The following is an 18691-nucleotide window of genomic DNA, read 5'->3' as shown; positions in this document are numbered from 1 at the left end:
TAATAAAAAATACAATATTGTTCGTTAAATAATGATCAGGAGATCTTAAGATGGATATCAAGAAGGAAGTAGGTAAAAGAATCCGAATGTTGCGAGAGATGAAACATATCACTCGTGAAACTCTTTGTGATGATGAAACTGAGATAACGGTGCGCCAATTAGCACGGATTGAATCAGGGCAGTCTTCCCCAAGTTTATCCAAGGTAGAGTATATAGCTTACAAACTAGGTTGTCCAATTTCACATATAGTAGATATGGATCATATGATTTTACCTTCAGAGTACTTGATAGTAAAGGATAAACTTATTAAGTTTCAAACTTATGGAGATGATGATAGAATCCAGGTTAAGGAAGAGTTGTTTGAAAGAGTTTACGAACACTATTATGACAGTCTACCTGAGGATGAGCAGATTGCTGTTAGTGCCTTACAAGCTAGTTTTGATGTCTTTGTAAGTGAAGATGCAGGGTTTGGCGATGCTTTGCTTGATGAGTATTTTGAGCAAGTAAAGATAAGGAAAAACTACTCGGTGAATGATTTGCTTTTGATAAAGCTGTACTTTGTTTCATGTTTAGCAAGACCGACTGAGTATAATCCTGAACTATTTTGGATGCTTTCTAAAAAACTTATAAGAGAAACAAATTCATCAGATTTAGAGACAGCCTATATGTTAAAAAGAACTGTGCTTGATTCTTTAGCTGTTCAATGGATGGAAAAATCTTACTCCACTTTTGAGCCTTATGTTAAGGCAATGAACACATTGATGACTATATCGCAGGATTTTCAAAACAAGCCAATTGTTGATATGCTAGATGCTATGTGTACCTTATTTCATAAACAGGATAAGGAAAAAGCTATCCAATTATATGACAGAGCTATTGTTTGTGCTCAAGCATTTGGGGACTCAGTATTAGAAGCGCGTATATTAGGAGAAAAAGAAAAAGATTTAAAAACTTTTGAGGAAATGAAGAGCTGACATGACATTTTTGTCATGTTTTTTTCTTTTTGAAAGCGTTATACTTTAATCATAAAGAACAAGAGATAAGGAGGAAAGAAAAATGTTTGGATTTGCAGTATTCTTAAGTCTTAGTTTTTGGTTTTCTGGGTAGGAGATGGAAATGGAAGATTTTAGTATCTCGCTAGAGACTTTTACACAAACTCGCCACAGTTTGATAGTTCGAAATAACACGACTGAGCAAAGGTTGGTACAAATAGAGTTGAACAAGGAACCATTTCGTTTAGCAATTTTAGATGCTGGCGAAGAGCGAGTTTTAATCTTACCAGAAGAATTATCTATTATCGAAAGTTTTAAAATTTCAGAGGTGGAGGACAATCCATGATGTCAAAAAAACATGTTGTAGAGGCAATGTTTATTCTTGTGATAGCTTCTTTATTTTTAGCAGGATTTTACTATAAAAACCAAGAATCTCATCATCAAGAAGAAACAAAACAAGAGCTTCTCTTAAAAAAAGAAGAGGAAATAAAACAATATATTTCAAAAACTAAAAATACAACATTCAAGAATGCATTGTTGACCTCCAATGAGGGAGCGCAGGTTCAACTGTCAGAGTATAAGTTTAGACCAAAGGTTGTGGTATTCTGGGCTAGTTGGTGTCCTGATTGTCAAAAAGAGCTCCCAATCATTCAGCGCCTTTATGATAAATATCAAGATAAAGTTGATTTCTTTATGGTGGATATAGTTGATGGGGAACGTGAAACACTTGAAACCTCTCATCAATTTTTAAGGGATCAGGGTTTTACCTTTCCAGTTTATATAGATCAAGATTTACAAGCTTTTAAGTTCTTGGATGTAAAAGCTATTCCAACTATCTTTATAGTGGATAAAGATGGGATAGTGAAAGAAATTTATGTTGAACAAGGAAGCGAAGAAATGTTATCTAAAGATTTAAAACAGTTAATAAATAACTGAAATGAGAATCTCATTTGGTTATTATAAAAAATTTTTTAAAAGGAGGGTTTTCTGATGAGAAAACTAACTGGACGTGTCAAAAGACACATTGTAGCAGGTCGCTTTTGTATTATAGGTCTTCGATATGGAGTAGGCATATTTTGTTGGGATTAAATAGGAGGATGAAGTAGTGAAAAAACTAAGTAACAAAAATAAAAAGCACATTGTAGCAGGTCGCTTTTGTATTATAGGTCTTCGATATGGAGTAGGTATCTTTTGTTGGGATTAAAAGGAGGGTTAAATAATGAAAAAACTAAGTAATAAACATAAAAGACACATTGTAGCAGGTCAATTTTGTGCTGTTTCACCACTCGGTATTTATGGAATGCTCACAGGTATTGGGTTCTTCTGTTGGAGTTAATGTAAGCTAAAAATCTCTGGCAGGGTTCATTCCTTGTCAGAGACTTTTTTAATATAATGAACGGAGAGAAACTATGAATCGTGTGATTTTAAGTCTTAAAAATATCGATAAAACATATGGGAAAGAACAGGTTCTCCATAATATTTCCTTTGATATTGAACGAGGAGAAATATGTGGTCTTATCGGTGAAAATGGTGCTGGAAAGACAACATTAATGAGAATTCTCCTAGGACTAATTCGAGCTGATAAGGGAGAAATAGAGAGTGTTTCGCAGCATAAGATTGGCAGTATTATCGAATCACCTGCCCTCTATCCAAACTTGACTGGACGTCAACACTTGCAATATTACAAGACAAGATTTGGTTTAAAGACAGATATCACAAAAATGTTGGAATTGGTTCACTTGCCTGAACCGTCATGGGATCGAAAAGTAAAAAACTATTCCCTTGGAATGAAGCAGAGGTTATCGATTGCGATTGCGCTGTTGGATAATCCAGAGCTTATTATCTTAGATGAACCCGTGAATGGTTTAGATCCTCAAGGGATTTCAGATTTAAGAAAAATGATTTTGAATTTAAGGGATCAGTTAGGAGTTACTTTTTTAATCTCAAGCCATATCCTATCAGAGTTGGAGTTTATAACAGATAAGTATATCATCATGAAAAAGGGAAAAATTCTAAATGTGATGAGTTCAAAAGAGCTAGCGAATGATTTGTCGGAAAAGATTTTCCTTAAGACGAGTTGTAATCAGATTCTGAAAATATTTTTAGAAGAAGAGGGCATTGATCACTTTGAGCAAGGTGACTATCTGGTTGTGACAGAAAAGGAAAGATTAATGGCTATCTTGGAATATAGTATTGGTTCAAATCTAGTGATACAGGATATTTATATTAAGAAGGAACGCTTTGAGGACTACTATTTGCGTAATATTATCTGATGATTTAAGAAAGGAGGAGAGTCATGAATTCTCTTAAAGCAGATATGTATAAATTTTACTGGGAAAAAAGAGGAGTGCTTCCTAGTTTGTTGATAGGGTTATTAGTTTTGTTATTCTCCTTGTTTTTTAAGTCATCAAATGAAAATGAGCCGGCATTTCGAGTGTTGATTTCAAACGTGAGTGGTTTTATTCCTTTACTTTTCATCTCTTCCAATTTATTTTTCTGGGGAGAAGATTATAGTTTCCGTACGATTAATATTTTGCTCACAAAAGAAAAACAACGATGGAAGTTATTTTTATATAAAACTTTGGGAACCTTTTGTTTGTCTTTATTATATGTGTCTATTTTTTATAGTTTAGCAGCTCTTGTTTATTTAGAAGGGGACATGGTGTTGATTGTTTCGGCATTTTTACACCAGCTACCATACTATTTGGTCATTATCAGTATCTCCTTATTGATTTTTCAAATATTTGATAAGGTTTATGAATCATGTATGATTTACACACTCTACATTTTACTATTTGATAACCTATTGGCTTACGTCCTTCCAAACTCTGGTGAGAGTATGAGAGACTATTTACTAATGACTTTAAATTTGAAAGCATCACCAGATATCAGTCAATTTACCCTTACAAACGTATGCTATCCTATAGTGGTGAGTATAGCAGTACTTGTGCTTGCGTTAGCTGTATTTAGTAAAAAAGAATTTAAGTAGGAGGACTAATGATGAAAAAAATAGGAATTGTAATTGGACTGTTGTTACTGTTTGTAGTAGCTGGAATTTTATTAACCTTAAAACGAGGAGAGACAACAATCAGTGTGAAACAATCATGGACTCTCTCTTCTAAAAGTATTAAAACGTTAGAGTTTTATGGATCAAAGCAAGCAATTGATGTTAAAGTTGTCAAGAGTGAATCAGATGAAACAAGTGTTCAAATAGAAGGAAAAGTTTCCGAAGAATCAGCGAATAATATATCTAAAAACGTTAAAATGAGTTCAGATAGTCTATATCTACCATTTTCACAACATGGTTTTAATTTGGCTCTGAGTTCAGAAGGAAAAGACAAGTTATATGTAACTATTTCCTTAGGAAAAAATACTACTTTCGAAAAAATATTCATAGATACTCTTGTTGGCGATGTATCTATTACAGTTCCTCAAGATTTTGATGGGATTTATACTTTACATACAAACAATATAGGAGAAATTTTAAGGGTTCCTACCACAAATCAAACTTCGAATAGCATCATTGAAGTTGATGGCTATAGTAAGATAAGTGTTGAAAAAGGAGAAAATAATGGTTAGTCACTATAAACAAGCAACTTTGCTGGATTGTGGAATGGCTTGTGTTAAGACAATCATTTCTTATTATTTCCCCAAATTAGAACATTTAGATAGTCTACAATTTGATAATAATAATCACCAAGGACTGTCTTTGTTTGAAATAGAAGATGTATTAAAAAGCTATGGTATTGATGCGGATTCTTATCAAATTGACACTCCGAGTTTATTAAATAACGTATCATTTCCTTATTTGATGGTAGTAGAAAGAGCTGGTTTGCCTCATTATATTGTTGTATTAGATGGAGATAGTAATTCATTGACGGTCTCCGATCCTGCGAATGAAGAAATTGAGAAAATTTCAAGATTAGAACTTTTTAGTCAGAGTGTAGGAGTTGTTTTAATTCCCCAAAAGAGTGAGAGTGTTAATTTAGAAGATAAAAAAGGTGTTGTTACTTTGAGCTATGCAGATAAGTTATATCATAGATTTTTAGCTTCACTTGGTTGGAAGAGAAAGTTTGCAATCTTTTTCTTGGGAATAGCCAAAATTACCTTACCAGTTACTATTGCTTTTTTTCTACAAATAACAATGTCTAATCTGCTTAATATTCAGTTTAGCTTTCAGTTATTTAGTCTCGCTTCAATAATATTAGGTTCATATTTGTATTGGCAGTTTTCTATATTGGAAACAAGATTAAAAGGAAAGATTGAAAATGATTTTTTAAATGATATTCTGTCCTCTTTTTATCAGAACCAATTAAATGATTTTTCTTTAACTAAGAATTATGAGTATGTTAGTAGTTATTTTTGGAATTTGTTGTTATCAGCAACAGGTATTATGCAAAAATTTTACTTAAAGGTACAACTTTTAGTGTTTTGCTTGCTACTATTATTGCTATTAAAATTGAATATCATTATTTTCGCAGTTACAAGCTTATCTATAGTTATTCTTGGTTTATATGTAAATTTTGAGATACGAAAAGTTGTAAAAAATCAGCGAGAATTTATTGCTAAGAGTTCTAACTTTAGTTCTCTTGTAGAAAATACAATTTATGGTTTGCAAGATATTATAAGTTTCCAAAAATCTAGCGACTTTATCAAAGAATTTAATGAAAGACTCAATGAACTGTTGGGAACGAAACTAGATAGTACGCATATTACCAATAGATTATTAGCTTCTACTCAGATATTTATAGGTTTAACTGGTTCATTTTTGATTGCTACTATAATTTCTATGAGAGATTATGAACATATAGCAGAGTATGCAAATAGTATTTTGATTCTATTACTTTTATCCAGCATTTTAAGTTCTTTAATTACATCTTGGGTAGCATTGAAAAAAAGTCAATATTCCTTTGAGTTTATTGGAACAGAGGAGGTAGAAGCGAAAAGGGATGTTATTCCTGTTTCAGTAGCTAAAATTAAACAGTTGTCATGTCGGAATTTATGTAAAAAATGGGATGAAAGATTGGTGTTTAATAAATTAAATTTCGAGTTTAATAGTGGTGAATTAACCGTTATTACAGGCGGTAATGGAACTGGGAAATCATCTCTTTTGAATATTATTCAGGGATTATCTTCTCCAACAGAGGGTGATATTGTACTGAATGGAATGGAAAGTTTTTCTACTTTAGAGGAGACTAATATTTTGGATTATTTAAGCGTGTATTCATCTGAATTTCATGTATTCCCTGGAAGTGTTTCAAAAAATATTAATTTCACCCTATTTAATAAGGAAAACTATGAATTAAATAATCTTGATAGTCTGAATCTCAATGTATCTCTGAGTCATCAGATTGATGGGAAAGCCACCAATATTTCGCAAGGTCAGAAACAAAAAATTCTACTCATGAGGAGTTTGTCGCAAGAAAAGGACATCTATCTATTTGATGAGCCTACAGGAAATTTGGACAGAAACTCAACTGAATTATTTCTAAATGAGGTTGAGAAATTAGTGAACGAGGAAAAGATTGTTATTGTCGTGACTCATGATAAGGATGTTATTGCTAGAGCAAGCAAAGTTATTAATATGGATGAATTTCATTAAAAGTTAAAAAATGGAGATTGGTGGTTTCTAATCTTCATTTTACCTATAACTAATTTGCAAAATATTTGGAATAACGAGTTTCATAGCAATGTTATCATACGACTGAACTTTAGGAATAAAACCCATCCTAGGACAAGATTTTGAGGAATTGGCAAGCATCGAGTAGACCTTGTCCAAAAAAGAGTAAGCATAAAAATCCCTGTCATTAACAAATGGCAGGGATTTTAGTTAAAAGAAGGTCAGGATGCGAAGGTAGTCTACTGTCAGCGCGAGCTCTGCAATGAAGAAGGGTAAGAGAATAGCACCATCAAGTAAGACAGCTAGTAAGAAACGATAGAATGGGTCAAGGCCACTAGTCTTACTTGGTTTACTAATCACAAAGAGATTGCCAAGGGCAAAGATGGCCATGCTTAGAAGAGTGAGGATCCCAGCAAATCGTAAGCCACCAAAGAGTGCAAAGAAACTTGCTAGAGCTGTTAGGACAAGCGGGATAGCAAAGAGTCTGCTGTAACGATCGAAAGCTTCTTGAAAAGTGAAGTCGCTCTCCTGGTCCAGTACACGTCGGACAGTAAAGCCTCCCAAAATGATGGAAAAGTAAAATAGAGCGCTAGTGACCAAGATAGAAAGTCCAGCAAAGAGATCTAAAGGTGGGAGCTGGTTAGGAGAGCTATTAGCCATAGAAATCATATAGCCATAGTAGAGGCGCTTGATATGATAGATACTAAAGAAAAGGTTGAACGAGGACAGCAGGGTGAGCAGGCCAAAGACACTGTAACGATGCTTTTGGTCCGTAGTCTTGCTAGCAGTTGGTTCTTGGATAGCATCCAGCAGCCAAGTCCAAAACAGTGCGATTTCTTCTTTGAATCGGGCAGTTTTACGAGGATCAATATCTGGGATATAAGGACTTTCTAAAGCCTTGCTGAGGATGCTTTTTTCTTTTGCAGAGTTTTCTTGCTTGTGTTCCTCTTCAGCTTTCCCTTCTCCCTCTTCCTCGGTTTGGGTTTCCTCAATCATTTCGGGAGCTTCCTCCTCATGCCTTTCCAACTCTTTAGGTGAGACAGGTGTTTCTTCGCTTGCTTGTGGTTCAGTTTCCACAGTTTCTGAAGTCTCAGGCTCGTTGGGCTGGTTTTCCGATTTCGTCTGAGGTGATTTCTTCTCAAGATCGGCACTTTCAAACCATTCTTGTGTCATGGTGGAACCTCCTTTTTATGGTCATTTTCTATCTTTAGACTAGCAGATGAAAGCGTTTTTGTCAATGGTTTCTAGGTGGAGCAGAGTATTCTTCTTCCTTGGGTAGGTAGATATCCTGATTGGCTTTTATAATGAGCATATCCTTAGCATCTGCTTTGTCTGTCTTGTAGGGGTTGGCAAGTTCATTCTCTTTTTGTCTAGGGTGTTCTCTTTGTGCATTACAATAAATACCGCCATGCTGAGAAGAAATTTCTAGATTGATACGGTCGGTCTCTTTCTGGGAGAGAATGAGTTGTAGAGTTGAATAAGCCTCTAGCTCGACCTTGCCGTGAACTTGGATATTTTCAGCATAGATGTGTGCTCCCTCCGTCTTGACCTGACTATCTGTCAATTCGGCATCAAAGATATTGATGATATGAGGTGCCGTTAATGTGCTGTTCTTGATAGAACTTTCTGTTAGTCTTAAGAGATAGCCTTTTATTTTGATGGTTGCATTTTCAAGGTTGGCTTGACGAATATTAGTTTGTCCACGATTGGCTGAGACGGTGATAGCTTGCAGCTTTCTTCCTTTAGGGAGAGAGAGAACGACTTCGTCAAAACGATTAGAATAGTTGCTGGCGATACGAAGTAGGCTTTCGATTCCTGAACCGAGAAAACGATGTTGGGAGGCTTGTTTGTCAGTGACGCTCAGTGTTTTGTCACTCATACCAGTAGTCAAATCGTGACGACCAGACACCGAAGGATGATAGGTGATATGGATCTTGTCATCTACAGACTCTGTGATGGTTAGGCTGTGTTCTTCAAGGGCTAGATCAAGTTTTTCCACTTCACTTCCAAAGGTTACTTCTTCGATACGATTGTCATAGACGGGGTCTTTTGACATGGCAAGCAAACTTTGAATACCATTGGACTGCGCGCCTACAATGATCATGATAAAACCGAGGATCGTGGAAACCACACCAAAGATGAGAAATCCTTTTGTCAATTTACGCATGTCTATCACCTCTCTTTCCTTTTTTAAGAATCCATTGTGCCAAGCGGACGACCAGGAGGCCAAAGAAACGAGCTACATAGGAGATGCCTAATAGAACAAGAGAAGAAGCACCGATAGCAAGCAAACCAGCCCCGAAAATCAAGATAAAGGCAGATTTGGCTTCGACTAGGACGCTAAAGCTCTCTATGATAAAAAGTCCACCTAGCAGGATACCCGTTACAGAGACGGTAAAAAAGGCTAAAATGACGGAGACAGCCGCGATAAAAATACCGATGATGGCCATGAGGATGCCGATTCCGACCGGAATTCCGATAGGAGCTACTAGCAGAGCCAGGAGGGCAATATGTAGCAGTTGGCGGTCATTCTTTTGAGCAGGGGCTTCATTGACCTTTTTATCGAGAAGATCAGAGAGGACATCATGGGCAGCTTCTTTTGGAGTTCCCAGACTGGCAATGAGTTCCTCTTCGCCCTCTGGACCTGCATCGTCAAATAGTTCCTTAAAGTAGTCCATAGCTTCGATGCGGTCAGCTTCAGGTAGTTTATGGAGATAGGTTTCTAACTGAGTCAGATAGTCAGTTCTTGTCATGGCGGATACTCCCTTCTATGATGCCGTTGACGGTGTCGGTATAGAGCGTCCACTCTTCCTTTAGAGTAACGAGCTGCTCTACGCCCCGATTGGTCAAGGAGTAGTATTTGCGCATACGCCCCTGAAACTCTCTAGAGTAGGTGGTCAGAAAGCCACTGGCTTCCAATTTTTTGAGAATGGGATAGAGCGTAGATTCTTTTATATTGGCGATGAGTTTAATGGTTTGGCTAATCTCATAACCATAAGAATCCCCCTGCTCCAGTACAGCCAAGATGAGAAACTCAATCAAGGCAGAGGATGTTGGGAAGTACATGAGAAACCTCCTTTATATTATATAAAAATTTTATATATACTCTTTTCAAATATATTGTATCTCAAGTTGAAAGCCCTGTCAAGAAATATGTGTAAAAATTTTACATATAAAAAACTCCTAGTATAAACTAGAAGTTTAGAGGATTATAGTTTATTGTGCATCTAGAAGCGGCGGAAGATTAAAATACTTGTCTCCAATCTTGATTCTGGCACGGAGTATGCCATCTTGATAGGTATAGCCTTCAAATGGAGGGTATTTGTCCAATCTTTCTAGGATGTCATCAGGCAAACATCTAAAATCATAATCCCTCAACGCCCCTGCACCAATCATTCTTTCAGTCAGATGTGCCTTGATTTCTTTTTCATATTTTTTGAGAAATGTTTCTCGATCGATTTCAAAGAGAGCTCTATCACCTTCATCCAACTCATAATAGCGGTCGTAGCCTGCAATCCAAGAGATATGAACACACAGTAGATGTTTTGCTATTTCTGGACAATAACCGATGGCAAACAAATTTTCCCTGTCGACTTGCCGATTTTCTATTGTGATATTTTGTATAAAGCGACTCATAATGGCCTCCGGTTCAAACATTGACTTAAGCAAACTTTCTATCTAAAAATCTTTTAACTCATCAAAGAAATTCAAAAGATTTTCTTTATCGATATTGAATTCGGCTGGGATTAAATCTAAAATGTCATCAAGTGCAGTATAAATATCTTCTCTCTCGACTGTTTCGATGAAATACTTCCCTTTATCCATTTTATTAAAGCCTTCTGTATAGAGTTTTACCAACTCTGTGGCTCCCTGCATCATTTCATCAGGTGAACTTTCAACGAGCTTTACCATACCGGCTCGAGTCTTTCGATATAAGGCTGCCGCTTTCTTGGCATTGGCAGGTGTAATATTCTCTTGTCCGTCCCATGAACGAAATGGGTTGTCCAAGTTTTGCGCTAGCCATTCCGGTTTTCTCGGTTTTGTGACCCAAAGATCAAGTCCTTCTCCCTTGCGCTTTTTATAAAGTTTCTTTGCTACTTTAGCTGCATCTTCAGGTAAACTATTCATCCAAAATCTACGCAAATTCGGAAGGCTATCTGGTCTAGGAATATCTTCTGCGGTAAAACCAAACAAGTCCATCGTTGTCAAGACTTCCAACTCTTTAAACTCTGATAATGTATCAAAATGAAGAAGATTTCCCGGTTTTCCCCACAATCTTAACTCTGTAAGTTTTGGATATGCGTTCAAAACTTCCTCAATATCGAGTTCTTCGATTTTGATAACATGTAATTTCCCTAAAGCTTGCAATCCTTTCAACTTAGGAATCACTTTATCACATTGTAACAACAATGTCTGTTCGTTTCCATTCGCCTGTATGTTACAATCTTTCCTTATTTCTCCCAATAAAATAAGTTGCTCCAAACCGTCATTTAAGATAAGTTCTTCTACATCTGTCATATCAATGGAAAGCGTACAAACTGATGTTTTTGAGAAATCCAGTTTTGTTTGGTTATGGTTCTCGAGAACCAGTTCAGAAATAAAAGGAGTGGATTGCAAATACTCATATAAATTTTTGTGCCATTTGTTTAATGTTAGATGAGTCAAACAAGGAAAAACCTTTAATTCCATTGCATCTTCAAAAGGTTTCCACTCATCATTCAAACGGCGCTTGGAAATGCCACACTCCTCTCCTGCAAAGATGACTTTTTCTTCGCTCTTATCTGCTTCCTTAAATGCATCTCTCTGTTCTTTCGGTATTTCCTGCCATTTCAGCTGTCTGTAGACCTCATAACCGTTTCCCCATGTTGCGTATGAATTTGTACTCTCATCAGTTAAAGGAGTAACATTTCCAACAAAAGTATAGTTTGTCGGTACATTCACATCAACATTCGATAGATGTATCCCTCGGTTCCAGTACATAAAGTCCTTATAAAGTGGTTGTAAAGAAGATAATTCTGCCTCTTTCAGAGGCTCTTCTCCCGACCAATCCAATGAAAGTATGACCGCCTTTGGGTTCTTATCATTTTCTTCTATCTTTGTAATTTGACAAGCTGTATATTTTTTTAGATAGTTATTATAAACACAATAGACGTCTCCAGCTTTTGCTAGCATATTTTTCCTCCTTCTGGTTTACAAGCTTGCTATTTGACTATCAGAAATTTATCGGCTTTCTTGTTCGCCTAGAACAGTTAGGCGTCATTGAAAATTTCTATTTCAGATAAAGTTCCGGCTTATCGACCAAGGAACCGTATTTCAATTTTGGCAGTTTCCTTATCTCGCCATAGAGGTCTTTGAGCTCCTTGGATGGCTTAAGTGTTAAGTGCTCTATATTTTCAAGATTTAAAATCGGAGTATAATCCTTGCTTTTTAGTATCCCAGCTAAAAAATTAAAATATCTTAATTGCTTCATCTCATTAAGAAAATCAAAAGAATCTACATGGATATTTTTAGGCGCAAAACAATCTCCTTCGATTGAAAGACTTTCTAGCTTTTTCAGATTTGCAAACGGACTATAGTCGTCTATTTTTGAAAATTTTCCACGGATAAAGCAAGTAAATTGTTTAATTTAGCAATCGGCTCGATACTCTCAACACTGGATCCAGAACCCAGATGCAAATATTCGAGATTAGTCAGATTCGCAATCTTAGAAATATCTGGATAAACACCCCATTCTATATGTAGTTTTCTAAGATTTTGTTGGGCGCAAACAGCATCAAATAATTCTTGAGGCATCCTCGTACAAAATGTCAGTTCGGTAAATGCTGTCGGATTGTAAGTTAAAAAATCACACCACTCTTGGATAACACGCTTCTTTTCTTTTGCAGTTTTATATTGAGGGGTAAAGCTATCGCCTAATTGAGTGCAGTTGATTGTCAGTGTACTTTCTCCCTTGTACTCCGACACTTCAATAATGCACTTGCTCTGCGGTTCATCTTGATGAAAGTAATCAACACCGTATTTTATTTGTTTGTCTGTTAGAAGACCCATCTGTATCATTCTTCCTGTCAGTATTTTATTCGAAGGGAAGCCCTTGTTGTTTTGGTTGCAGTTGTATACCCTCTTTGCCTTCATAAAAGAGTATTTCTTTGTCTAGGTTGTTTATATAATTATATCACTTTTCTCCTCACTAACTAGTCTATCAAGTGCAGCTGTCATGATATTGGAAGCGATATTCTGAATAGTCAGTCAACGAAAAAAGCCAGACAGAGTCTAGCTTTTGGATTGTTTATAGCTGTGATGGATTTTAGAATAATTAAAGGATCTTATCCGCCCGATCCACCATAAAGAGTGAGATAGTCATGATGATATCGATGGCTAGAAGGGCAAGAACCGCTGGAACCCAAGATTGGAAAAGTTCAAAACTGTAACCAAACAAGGTAGGACCAAAAGCTGCTAAGATGTAGCCCCCTGTTTGCGCTAGTCCTGATAGCTGAGCTGTCTTTTCAGGAGAACTGGTTTTAAGTGAAAAGCAAACCATGAGGTAGGGGAAGAGGGCACTGCAGGCCGTTCCAATCAAGAGATGGACGACTAGCCAGTAGAGGAAACTGCTACTTGGATACAAGAGCATGGCAATTCCTGTCATCCCAGCGATAGAGATAATTGTTAGCATGATTCGACGGTGGCCGTCTGACAGATGAGTCGTCAGACTTGGAACAGTCATTGAAAAAGGAATGCTGATCAGCGAGAAGATAGAAGCGAGGAGGGCCGCATCTTTATTAGAAAGACCAGCACTAATGGCTATTGTTGGCAGCCAGGTCATGCTCGTATAAAAGAGCAAGGACTGAAGACCACCAAAGATAATGATGGCCCAGACATCTTTACTTTTTAGAATATTTTCTTTGACTTGCTTTTCTTTTTGGCCTTCTAGATAGTGGTTGTGGCGATGATTTGGCAACCAGATTAGCAGAGTGACCAGACATAGAAGGCTGAGAACGAGGATGAGGCCTTTCCAAGAACTAGCTTGGGTGATAGGGACGGATAGATAAGAAGCGATGGCAGTTGAAACCCCCATGGCAGTGACATAGAGGGTTGTTAGGAGACTGATCTTTTGAGGCTGATTTGCCTGGATCATACTTGGGAGGAGTACATTGAAAATAGCGATGCTCGCTCCTATGATCAGAGTTCCCAGATAGAGAAGGGGAAGATTGAAAATCCGAATGACAGAGCCAATAGTTAAGAGGAGAAGACAGTAAGTAAAGAGATGTTCCAACCCGATTTTTTGTGCCAAGCGACTCGCAAAAGCCGAGAAAAGAGCAAACATCAAGAGAGGGAGACTGGTTAAAATCCCAAGAGAACTAACCTCAACTCCTAGTCCCTGAGCGATATCTCCTAAAATGGTTGGAAGAGCAGTAAAGGGAGAACGTAAAACGGTCCCGATTAAGACAATTCCTAGAACAAAAAAGAGCGATTGTTTTTTCATAAAAACCTCGATAGGATGATTTTAATAACAGCTTATTTTAAGTTTTTTTCTATATAATGTCAAGTAATGACAGCCAAGAAAGTTCGATTGATTTAAGCGATAATAGAGTGAAAGGAGATACATTTCTTTACTAGAATTTTCCTTGATTTGATATAAAAATAGGAAAGTGAGAAAATTTGTGATAAAATAGTGGAAGGAAATCTATATATTGGAGAAAAACGGTGCCTGAAAAGCAAAAAATCAGCGTCTTGATGTCGGTCTATGTAAAGGAAAACCCGACGTTTTTGAGAGATGCTATCAAAAGTGTTCAAAATCAAACCTTGAAACCGAGTGAACTTGTTCTTGTTGAGGATGGGCCCCTCACGCCTGAGCTCTATCAGGTGCTAGATGAAGTGGAAGCTCAGTCAGACATTCCAGTGAAACGGTGCCCCGTAGAGCAAAATCAAGGTTTAGGATTGGCTCTTCGTTACGGTGTCTTGCAGTGCCAGTATGACATTATTGCCCGCATGGATACGGATGATTTAGCCGTTCCGGATCGTTTTGAGAAACAGCTTCAACTAATGGAGAAAGAAAATCTCGATCTCTTAGGTGGGCAGACTGCAGAGTTTATTGATAATCCAGATGAGATTGTGTCTTATCGTCGTGTTCCAACTCAGCACGCAGACATTGTGGCTTATCAGAGAATGAGAAGCGCCTTTAACCATATGACAGTCATGTTCAAAAAGGACATGGTCCTCAAGGCGGGCAACTACGAAGACGGGCTTTACATGGAGGATGATCTCCTTTGGCTCAATATGATTACGGCAGGTGCCAAGACTGGCAACCTAGATCAAATCTTGTGTAAGGTTCGTGTAGGTGCAGGGATGTTCGAGCGTCGAGGTGGCTTGCGTTACCTTAAATTCTACCGTCAAGCTCGCAAACGGATGCTGGAGCGAGGGCAAATTTCTTACATGGAATATGCTAAAAGTATGTTCATTCAGACCATTGTTGCACTTTGTCCAGGCTTTGTACGTCAGTTTATCTTTGTCAAACTTTTAAGAAAGAGCAAGTAAGACCTGATAGATTGAACGATTCGGGTTATCATAACAATAGTATCATCTGACTCTTTTAAGGGGGAGTAAATTCCTATGAATAAAAAACTAACAGATTACGTGATTGATCTGGTTGAAATTTTAAATAAACAGCAAAAACAAGTATTTTGGGGGATATTTGATATTCTGAGTATGGTGGTTTCCATCATCGTGTCTTATATCTTGTTTTACGGCCTAATAAATCCTGCGCCTGTGGACTATGTGATCTACACTCTTTTAGCCTTCCTTCTCTATCAAATCATAATTGCATTTTGGGGGCTGAATGCTAGTATTAGTCGCTACAGTAAGATTACGGATTTTATGAAAATCTTTTTTGGAGTGACACTCAGTAGTGTTCTTTCTTATGGAATCTGCTATGCCTTTCTTCCATTATTTTCTATCCGTTTCATCGTGCTCTTCATTTTGTTGAGTACCTTCCTCATCTTGCTTCCTCGCATCACCTGGCAGTTGATTTATTCTAAACGTAAAAAGGGTAGTGGAGATGGAGAGCATCGCCGTACCTTCTTGATTGGTGCGGGAGATGGTGGTGCCCTCTTTATGAATAGCTACCAACATCCAACCAGTGAGCTTGAGATAGTAGGGATTTTGGACAATGATGAAAAGAAAAAAGGGCAAAAACTAGGTGGAATCCCAGTCCTAGGCTCTTATGACAATCTACCTGAATTGGCCAAACGTCACCAAATCGAGCGTGTTATCGTAGCAATCCCTTCGCTTGATCCATCAGAGTATGAACGTATCTTGCAGATGTGTAATAAATTAGGTGTCAAATGTTACAAGATGCCTAAAGTTGAGACAGTTGTTCAAGGTTTACATCAATCGGGTAGTGGTTTCCAAAAAATTGATATCACAGACCTTTTGGGCCGTCAGGAAATTCGCCTTGACGAATCACGTTTGGGTGCAGAAATTACAGGTAAGACCATCTTGGTGACAGGAGCTGGTGGTTCGATTGGTTCGGAGATTTGTCGCCAGATTAGCCGCTTCAACCCAGAGCGTATCGTCTTGCTTGGACATGGTGAAAATTCAATCTACCTTATTTATCATGAGTTGATTCGTAAATTCCAAGGGATTGATTATGTTCCTGTCATTGCAGATATTCAGGATTATGATCGTCTTTTACAAGTGTTTGAACAGTACAAACCAGCTATCATCTACCATGCTGCAGCACACAAACATGTTCCAATGATGGAGCGCAATCCAAAAGAAGCCTTCAAGAACAATATCCTCGGGACCTACAATGTTGCCAAGGCTGTTGATGAGGCCAAAGTACCTAAGATGGTCATGATTTCGACTGACAAGGCGGTCAATCCACCGAATGTTATGGGTGCGACTAAGCGCGTGGCAGAGTTGATTGTTACTGGCTTTAACCAACGTAGTAAATCAACCTACTGTGCAGTTCGTTTTGGGAATGTTCTTGGTAGCCGTGGTAGTGTGATTCCTGTCTTTGAACGTCAGATTGCTGAAGGTGGTCCTGTAACGGTGACAGACTTCCGTATGACACGTTACTTCATGACTATTCCAGAGGCTAGCCGTCTGGTCATCCATGCTGGTGCTTATGCTAAGGACGGAGAAGTCTTTATCCTTGACATGGGCAAACCAGTTAAGATCTACGACTTGGCTAAGAAAATGGTCCTTCTAAGCGGGCACACAGAAAGTGAAATTCCAATCGTTGAAGTCGGTATTCGCCCAGGCGAAAAACTCTATGAAGAACTCTTGGTTTCGACCGAATTGGTTGATAACCAAGTCATGGATAAGATTTTCGTTGGTAAGGTTAACGTCATGCCTCTAGAAGCCATCGATCAAAAGATTGAAGAATTCCGTTCACTCAGTGGAGATGAGCTCAAAGAAGCAATTATTTCCTTTGCAAATGAGACAACTCACGTTGAGTAAGAGCACCCAACTAATTATAAATAAAAGGCCAGGGTTCTGTTTGTACAGGACCTTGGCCTTTTTACTCTGTAATTTCAAATCGTTGTATTATTTACAGTTGCTTAATGATATCGTCAATGGTATGGGCAATCCAGTCAGGTTGATAGCTGAGCAAATCAGCCTCTTCTCCAAATCCCCAAGTAACAGCAAACTTTTTAATGCTAGTTTCTTGGGCTCCAATCATATCAAACTTGGTATCCCCGATGATAAGGACTTGGTCTGCAGGGAGTCGATGCGTTTGCAAGGCATAACGGATGACATCAGCCTTGTGAGGTGTTTCAGGACTGGAACCATAAATGCCATCAAAGAAATGATGGATTCCCAGATTTTTAGTCATATCATGAGCAGTAGGAGTATTCTTTGTTGTAGTGATGTAGAGAGGGTAGTTTTGTGAAAGTTCTTGGAGTAATTCCGTTATTCGGGGGAAGAGTTGGGCTTCGTGGATCCCTTTTTTCTTGTAGTAAGAACGATAGATTTGAACGGCTTCCGAGATTTGTTCCTTGGGAAGACATGTTGCAAAACTACTTTCAAGTGGTGGTCCCATGAAACCACGGATGGTTTTGGCATCGGGGCTTAGAACTCCTAGTTGTTCAAAGGTATAGGTAAAGGCATTGTGGATTCCGATGGAACTGTCAACCAGGGTTCCGTCTAGATCAAAAAAGATTGCTGAGATAGAGGGCATAGTTTCTCCTAATAGATATAGATAAGCTTATTCTCCGAAGATTTCTTTTTGTAGGCGACGACCAGTAGGTGTGGCGGCGAGTCCACCCTCGGCCGTTTCACGAAAGGCAGTTGGGAGGCTTGATCCGACCTGATACATGGCATCGATGACTTCGTCAACAGGAATTTTAGACTCGATACCTGCCAAGGCCATATCAGCCGCGATAAAGGCAAAGCTAGCCCCCATGGCATTTCGTTTGACACAGGGAACTTCGACCAAACCAGCGACGGGGTCGCAGATGAGGCCCAGCATATTTTTAATGACAAAGGCGATAGCTTGGCTAGCCTGATAGGGGGTCCCACCTGCAGCCAAGGTCAAGGCTGCGGCACTCATGGCAGAGGCAGAGCCAACTTCGGCCTGACAGCCACCTTCAGCACCTGAGATAGAGGCATTGTTTGCGATGACTAGTCCAAAGGCACCAGCAGCAAAGAGGAAATCCAGCTGTTCTTTGTGACTAAGATCTAATTTTTGGATAGCAGCAGTTAGAACGGCTGGCAGACAGCCAGCACTTCCTGCGGTTGGAGTGGCACAGACCAAACCCATTTTCGCATTGTGTTCATTGACCGCGATGGCATTACGGGCTGCTGATAGGATGGTAAAGTCAGACAAGGCCTTGCCACTTTTGAGATGGCGATCTAGTTTGGCCGCATCTCCACCCGTTAGGCCACTACGGGATTTGTTTTCACTGAGACCGAGCTCGACAGAGGCTTTCATGACTTCTAGATTGCGTTCCATGAGAAGGAGAACTTCTGGACGTTCCCGACCGGTTAGTTGATATTCTGTCGCAATCATGAGTTCTGCGACATTTCCTTGGAAGTCTAGATCTGCTTGCTCAACCAATTCTTTGATAGAATAAAACAT

Annotated in this window: 19 protein-coding genes; 9 read left to right on the top strand and 10 right to left on the bottom strand. The window is 38.4% G+C overall.

Features of this window, described 5'->3' with window-relative positions:
• Positions 1–50: 50 nt before the first annotated feature.
• The 7 genes from KZX55_RS05460 (at position 51) to KZX55_RS05430 (ending at position 6594) form a co-directional block, all read left to right on the top strand.
• Positions 51–974, top strand: a complete 924-nt coding sequence (locus tag KZX55_RS05460) for a helix-turn-helix domain-containing protein (RefSeq protein ID WP_109289559.1) — start codon at positions 51–53, stop codon at positions 972–974.
• 142 nt (positions 975–1116) lie between these two features.
• Positions 1117–1338, top strand: coding sequence for a hypothetical protein (locus tag KZX55_RS05455; RefSeq protein WP_109289560.1), 222 nt, complete (start codon positions 1117–1119; stop codon positions 1336–1338).
• Positions 1335–1928 (top strand): TlpA family protein disulfide reductase, encoded by a 594-nt coding sequence (locus KZX55_RS05450; RefSeq protein ID WP_109289561.1) that lies wholly within the window; start codon positions 1335–1337, stop codon positions 1926–1928. Before KZX55_RS05455 ends, KZX55_RS05450 begins: the two co-directional genes overlap by 4 nt.
• A 473-nt stretch (positions 1929–2401) precedes the next feature.
• On the top strand, positions 2402–3265 hold the full coding sequence (locus tag KZX55_RS05445) for an ATP-binding cassette domain-containing protein (RefSeq protein WP_248025476.1): 864 nt from the start codon (positions 2402–2404) through the stop codon (positions 3263–3265).
• A 23-nt stretch (positions 3266–3288) separates the two neighbouring features.
• A complete protein-coding gene (locus KZX55_RS05440) occupies positions 3289–3981 on the top strand; it encodes an ABC transporter permease (RefSeq protein WP_248025467.1) in 693 nt (230 codons plus the stop codon).
• 8 nt (positions 3982–3989) lie between these two features.
• Entirely contained in the window at positions 3990–4571 is a 582-nt protein-coding gene (locus KZX55_RS05435) for a hypothetical protein (protein ID WP_248025465.1), read from the top strand.
• Entirely contained in the window at positions 4564–6594 is a 2031-nt protein-coding gene (locus KZX55_RS05430; RefSeq protein WP_167265747.1) for an ATP-binding cassette domain-containing protein, read from the top strand. Before KZX55_RS05435 ends, KZX55_RS05430 begins: the two co-directional genes overlap by 8 nt.
• 228 nt (positions 6595–6822) lie before the next feature.
• On the opposite strand, the gene KZX55_RS05425 is transcribed toward KZX55_RS05430, so the two are convergent.
• From KZX55_RS05425 to KZX55_RS05390, 8 genes are all read right to left on the bottom strand, one after another.
• Entirely contained in the window at positions 6823–7785 is a 963-nt protein-coding gene (locus KZX55_RS05425; RefSeq protein WP_248025458.1) for a DUF6574 domain-containing protein, read from the bottom strand.
• Between the two features lie 61 nt (positions 7786–7846).
• Positions 7847–8779 (bottom strand): DUF4097 family beta strand repeat-containing protein, encoded by a 933-nt coding sequence (locus KZX55_RS05420; RefSeq protein WP_248025455.1) that lies wholly within the window; start codon positions 8777–8779, stop codon positions 7847–7849.
• Complete coding sequence (locus KZX55_RS05415; RefSeq protein ID WP_084872364.1) at positions 8772–9365, bottom strand: DUF1700 domain-containing protein; 594 nt, start codon at positions 9363–9365, stop codon at positions 8772–8774. The genes KZX55_RS05420 and KZX55_RS05415 overlap by 8 nt, the downstream gene beginning before the upstream one ends.
• Positions 9352–9678 (bottom strand): PadR family transcriptional regulator, encoded by a 327-nt coding sequence (locus KZX55_RS05410; RefSeq protein WP_000273860.1) that lies wholly within the window; start codon positions 9676–9678, stop codon positions 9352–9354. Before KZX55_RS05410 ends, KZX55_RS05415 begins: the two co-directional genes overlap by 14 nt.
• A 150-nt stretch (positions 9679–9828) precedes the next feature.
• Positions 9829–10248 (bottom strand): hypothetical protein, encoded by a 420-nt coding sequence (locus tag KZX55_RS05405; protein WP_021164616.1) that lies wholly within the window; start codon positions 10246–10248, stop codon positions 9829–9831.
• Positions 10249–10290: 42 nt separating this feature from the next.
• Complete coding sequence (locus KZX55_RS05400; RefSeq protein ID WP_248025450.1) at positions 10291–11784, bottom strand: gliding motility protein; 1494 nt, start codon at positions 11782–11784, stop codon at positions 10291–10293.
• Between the two features lie 408 nt (positions 11785–12192).
• Entirely contained in the window at positions 12193–12660 is a 468-nt protein-coding gene (locus KZX55_RS05395; protein ID WP_238566353.1) for a hypothetical protein, read from the bottom strand.
• A 265-nt stretch (positions 12661–12925) separates the two neighbouring features.
• The gene (locus KZX55_RS05390) at positions 12926–14092 is read right to left on the bottom strand and encodes a CynX/NimT family MFS transporter (RefSeq protein ID WP_248025447.1); all 1167 of its coding nucleotides are present in this window, start codon (positions 14090–14092) and stop codon (positions 12926–12928) included.
• 221 nt (positions 14093–14313) lie between these two features.
• Between KZX55_RS05390 and KZX55_RS05385 the strand changes: the two genes are divergently transcribed.
• Together KZX55_RS05385 and KZX55_RS05380 are read left to right on the top strand one after the other, a co-directional pair.
• On the top strand, positions 14314–15144 hold the full coding sequence (locus KZX55_RS05385; protein ID WP_248025445.1) for a glycosyltransferase: 831 nt from the start codon (positions 14314–14316) through the stop codon (positions 15142–15144).
• Positions 15145–15219: 75 nt separating this feature from the next.
• A complete protein-coding gene (locus tag KZX55_RS05380; protein WP_001035719.1) occupies positions 15220–17070 on the top strand; it encodes a polysaccharide biosynthesis protein in 1851 nt (616 codons plus the stop codon).
• A 91-nt stretch (positions 17071–17161) separates the two neighbouring features.
• Here KZX55_RS05380 and KZX55_RS05375 read toward each other — a convergent pair whose 3' ends face one another.
• Entirely contained in the window at positions 17162–17791 is a 630-nt protein-coding gene (locus tag KZX55_RS05375) for an HAD hydrolase-like protein (RefSeq protein WP_109289570.1), read from the bottom strand.
• Between the two features lie 27 nt (positions 17792–17818).
• Positions 17819–18691 (bottom strand): L-serine ammonia-lyase, iron-sulfur-dependent, subunit alpha, encoded by an 873-nt coding sequence (gene sdaAA / locus KZX55_RS05370; protein ID WP_242746408.1) that lies wholly within the window; start codon positions 18689–18691, stop codon positions 17819–17821.

The sequence above is a fragment of the Streptococcus halitosis genome, from assembly GCF_023147855.1.
Taxonomy (GTDB): Bacteria; Bacillota; Bacilli; order Lactobacillales; family Streptococcaceae; genus Streptococcus; species Streptococcus halitosis_B.
The sequence above is the reverse complement of the archived record's forward strand: the minus strand, read 5'-3'. Positions and strand labels throughout refer to the sequence as shown.

Coding starts and splice junctions, on each gene's coding strand:
- KZX55_RS05460 (WP_109289559.1), top strand. CDS start 51: ATGGATATCAAGAAGGAAGTAGGTAAAAGAATCCGAATGTTGCGAGAG.
- KZX55_RS05455 (WP_109289560.1), top strand. CDS start 1,117: ATGGAAGATTTTAGTATCTCGCTAGAGACTTTTACACAAACTCGCCAC.
- KZX55_RS05450 (WP_109289561.1), top strand. CDS start 1,335: ATGATGTCAAAAAAACATGTTGTAGAGGCAATGTTTATTCTTGTGATA.
- KZX55_RS05445 (WP_248025476.1), top strand. CDS start 2,402: ATGAATCGTGTGATTTTAAGTCTTAAAAATATCGATAAAACATATGGG.
- KZX55_RS05440 (WP_248025467.1), top strand. CDS start 3,289: ATGAATTCTCTTAAAGCAGATATGTATAAATTTTACTGGGAAAAAAGA.
- KZX55_RS05435 (WP_248025465.1), top strand. CDS start 3,990: ATGATGAAAAAAATAGGAATTGTAATTGGACTGTTGTTACTGTTTGTA.
- KZX55_RS05430 (WP_167265747.1), top strand. CDS start 4,564: ATGGTTAGTCACTATAAACAAGCAACTTTGCTGGATTGTGGAATGGCT.
- KZX55_RS05425 (WP_248025458.1), bottom strand. CDS start 7,785: ATGACACAAGAATGGTTTGAAAGTGCCGATCTTGAGAAGAAATCACCT.
- KZX55_RS05420 (WP_248025455.1), bottom strand. CDS start 8,779: ATGCGTAAATTGACAAAAGGATTTCTCATCTTTGGTGTGGTTTCCACG.
- KZX55_RS05415 (WP_084872364.1), bottom strand. CDS start 9,365: ATGACAAGAACTGACTATCTGACTCAGTTAGAAACCTATCTCCATAAA.
- KZX55_RS05410 (WP_000273860.1), bottom strand. CDS start 9,678: ATGTACTTCCCAACATCCTCTGCCTTGATTGAGTTTCTCATCTTGGCT.
- KZX55_RS05405 (WP_021164616.1), bottom strand. CDS start 10,248: ATGAGTCGCTTTATACAAAATATCACAATAGAAAATCGGCAAGTCGAC.
- KZX55_RS05400 (WP_248025450.1), bottom strand. CDS start 11,784: ATGCTAGCAAAAGCTGGAGACGTCTATTGTGTTTATAATAACTATCTA.
- KZX55_RS05395 (WP_238566353.1), bottom strand. CDS start 12,660: ATGGGTCTTCTAACAGACAAACAAATAAAATACGGTGTTGATTACTTT.
- KZX55_RS05390 (WP_248025447.1), bottom strand. CDS start 14,092: ATGAAAAAACAATCGCTCTTTTTTGTTCTAGGAATTGTCTTAATCGGG.
- KZX55_RS05380 (WP_001035719.1), top strand. CDS start 15,220: ATGAATAAAAAACTAACAGATTACGTGATTGATCTGGTTGAAATTTTA.
- KZX55_RS05375 (WP_109289570.1), bottom strand. CDS start 17,791: ATGCCCTCTATCTCAGCAATCTTTTTTGATCTAGACGGAACCCTGGTT.
- sdaAA (WP_242746408.1), bottom strand. CDS start 18,691: ATGTTTTATTCTATCAAAGAATTGGTTGAGCAAGCAGATCTAGACTTC.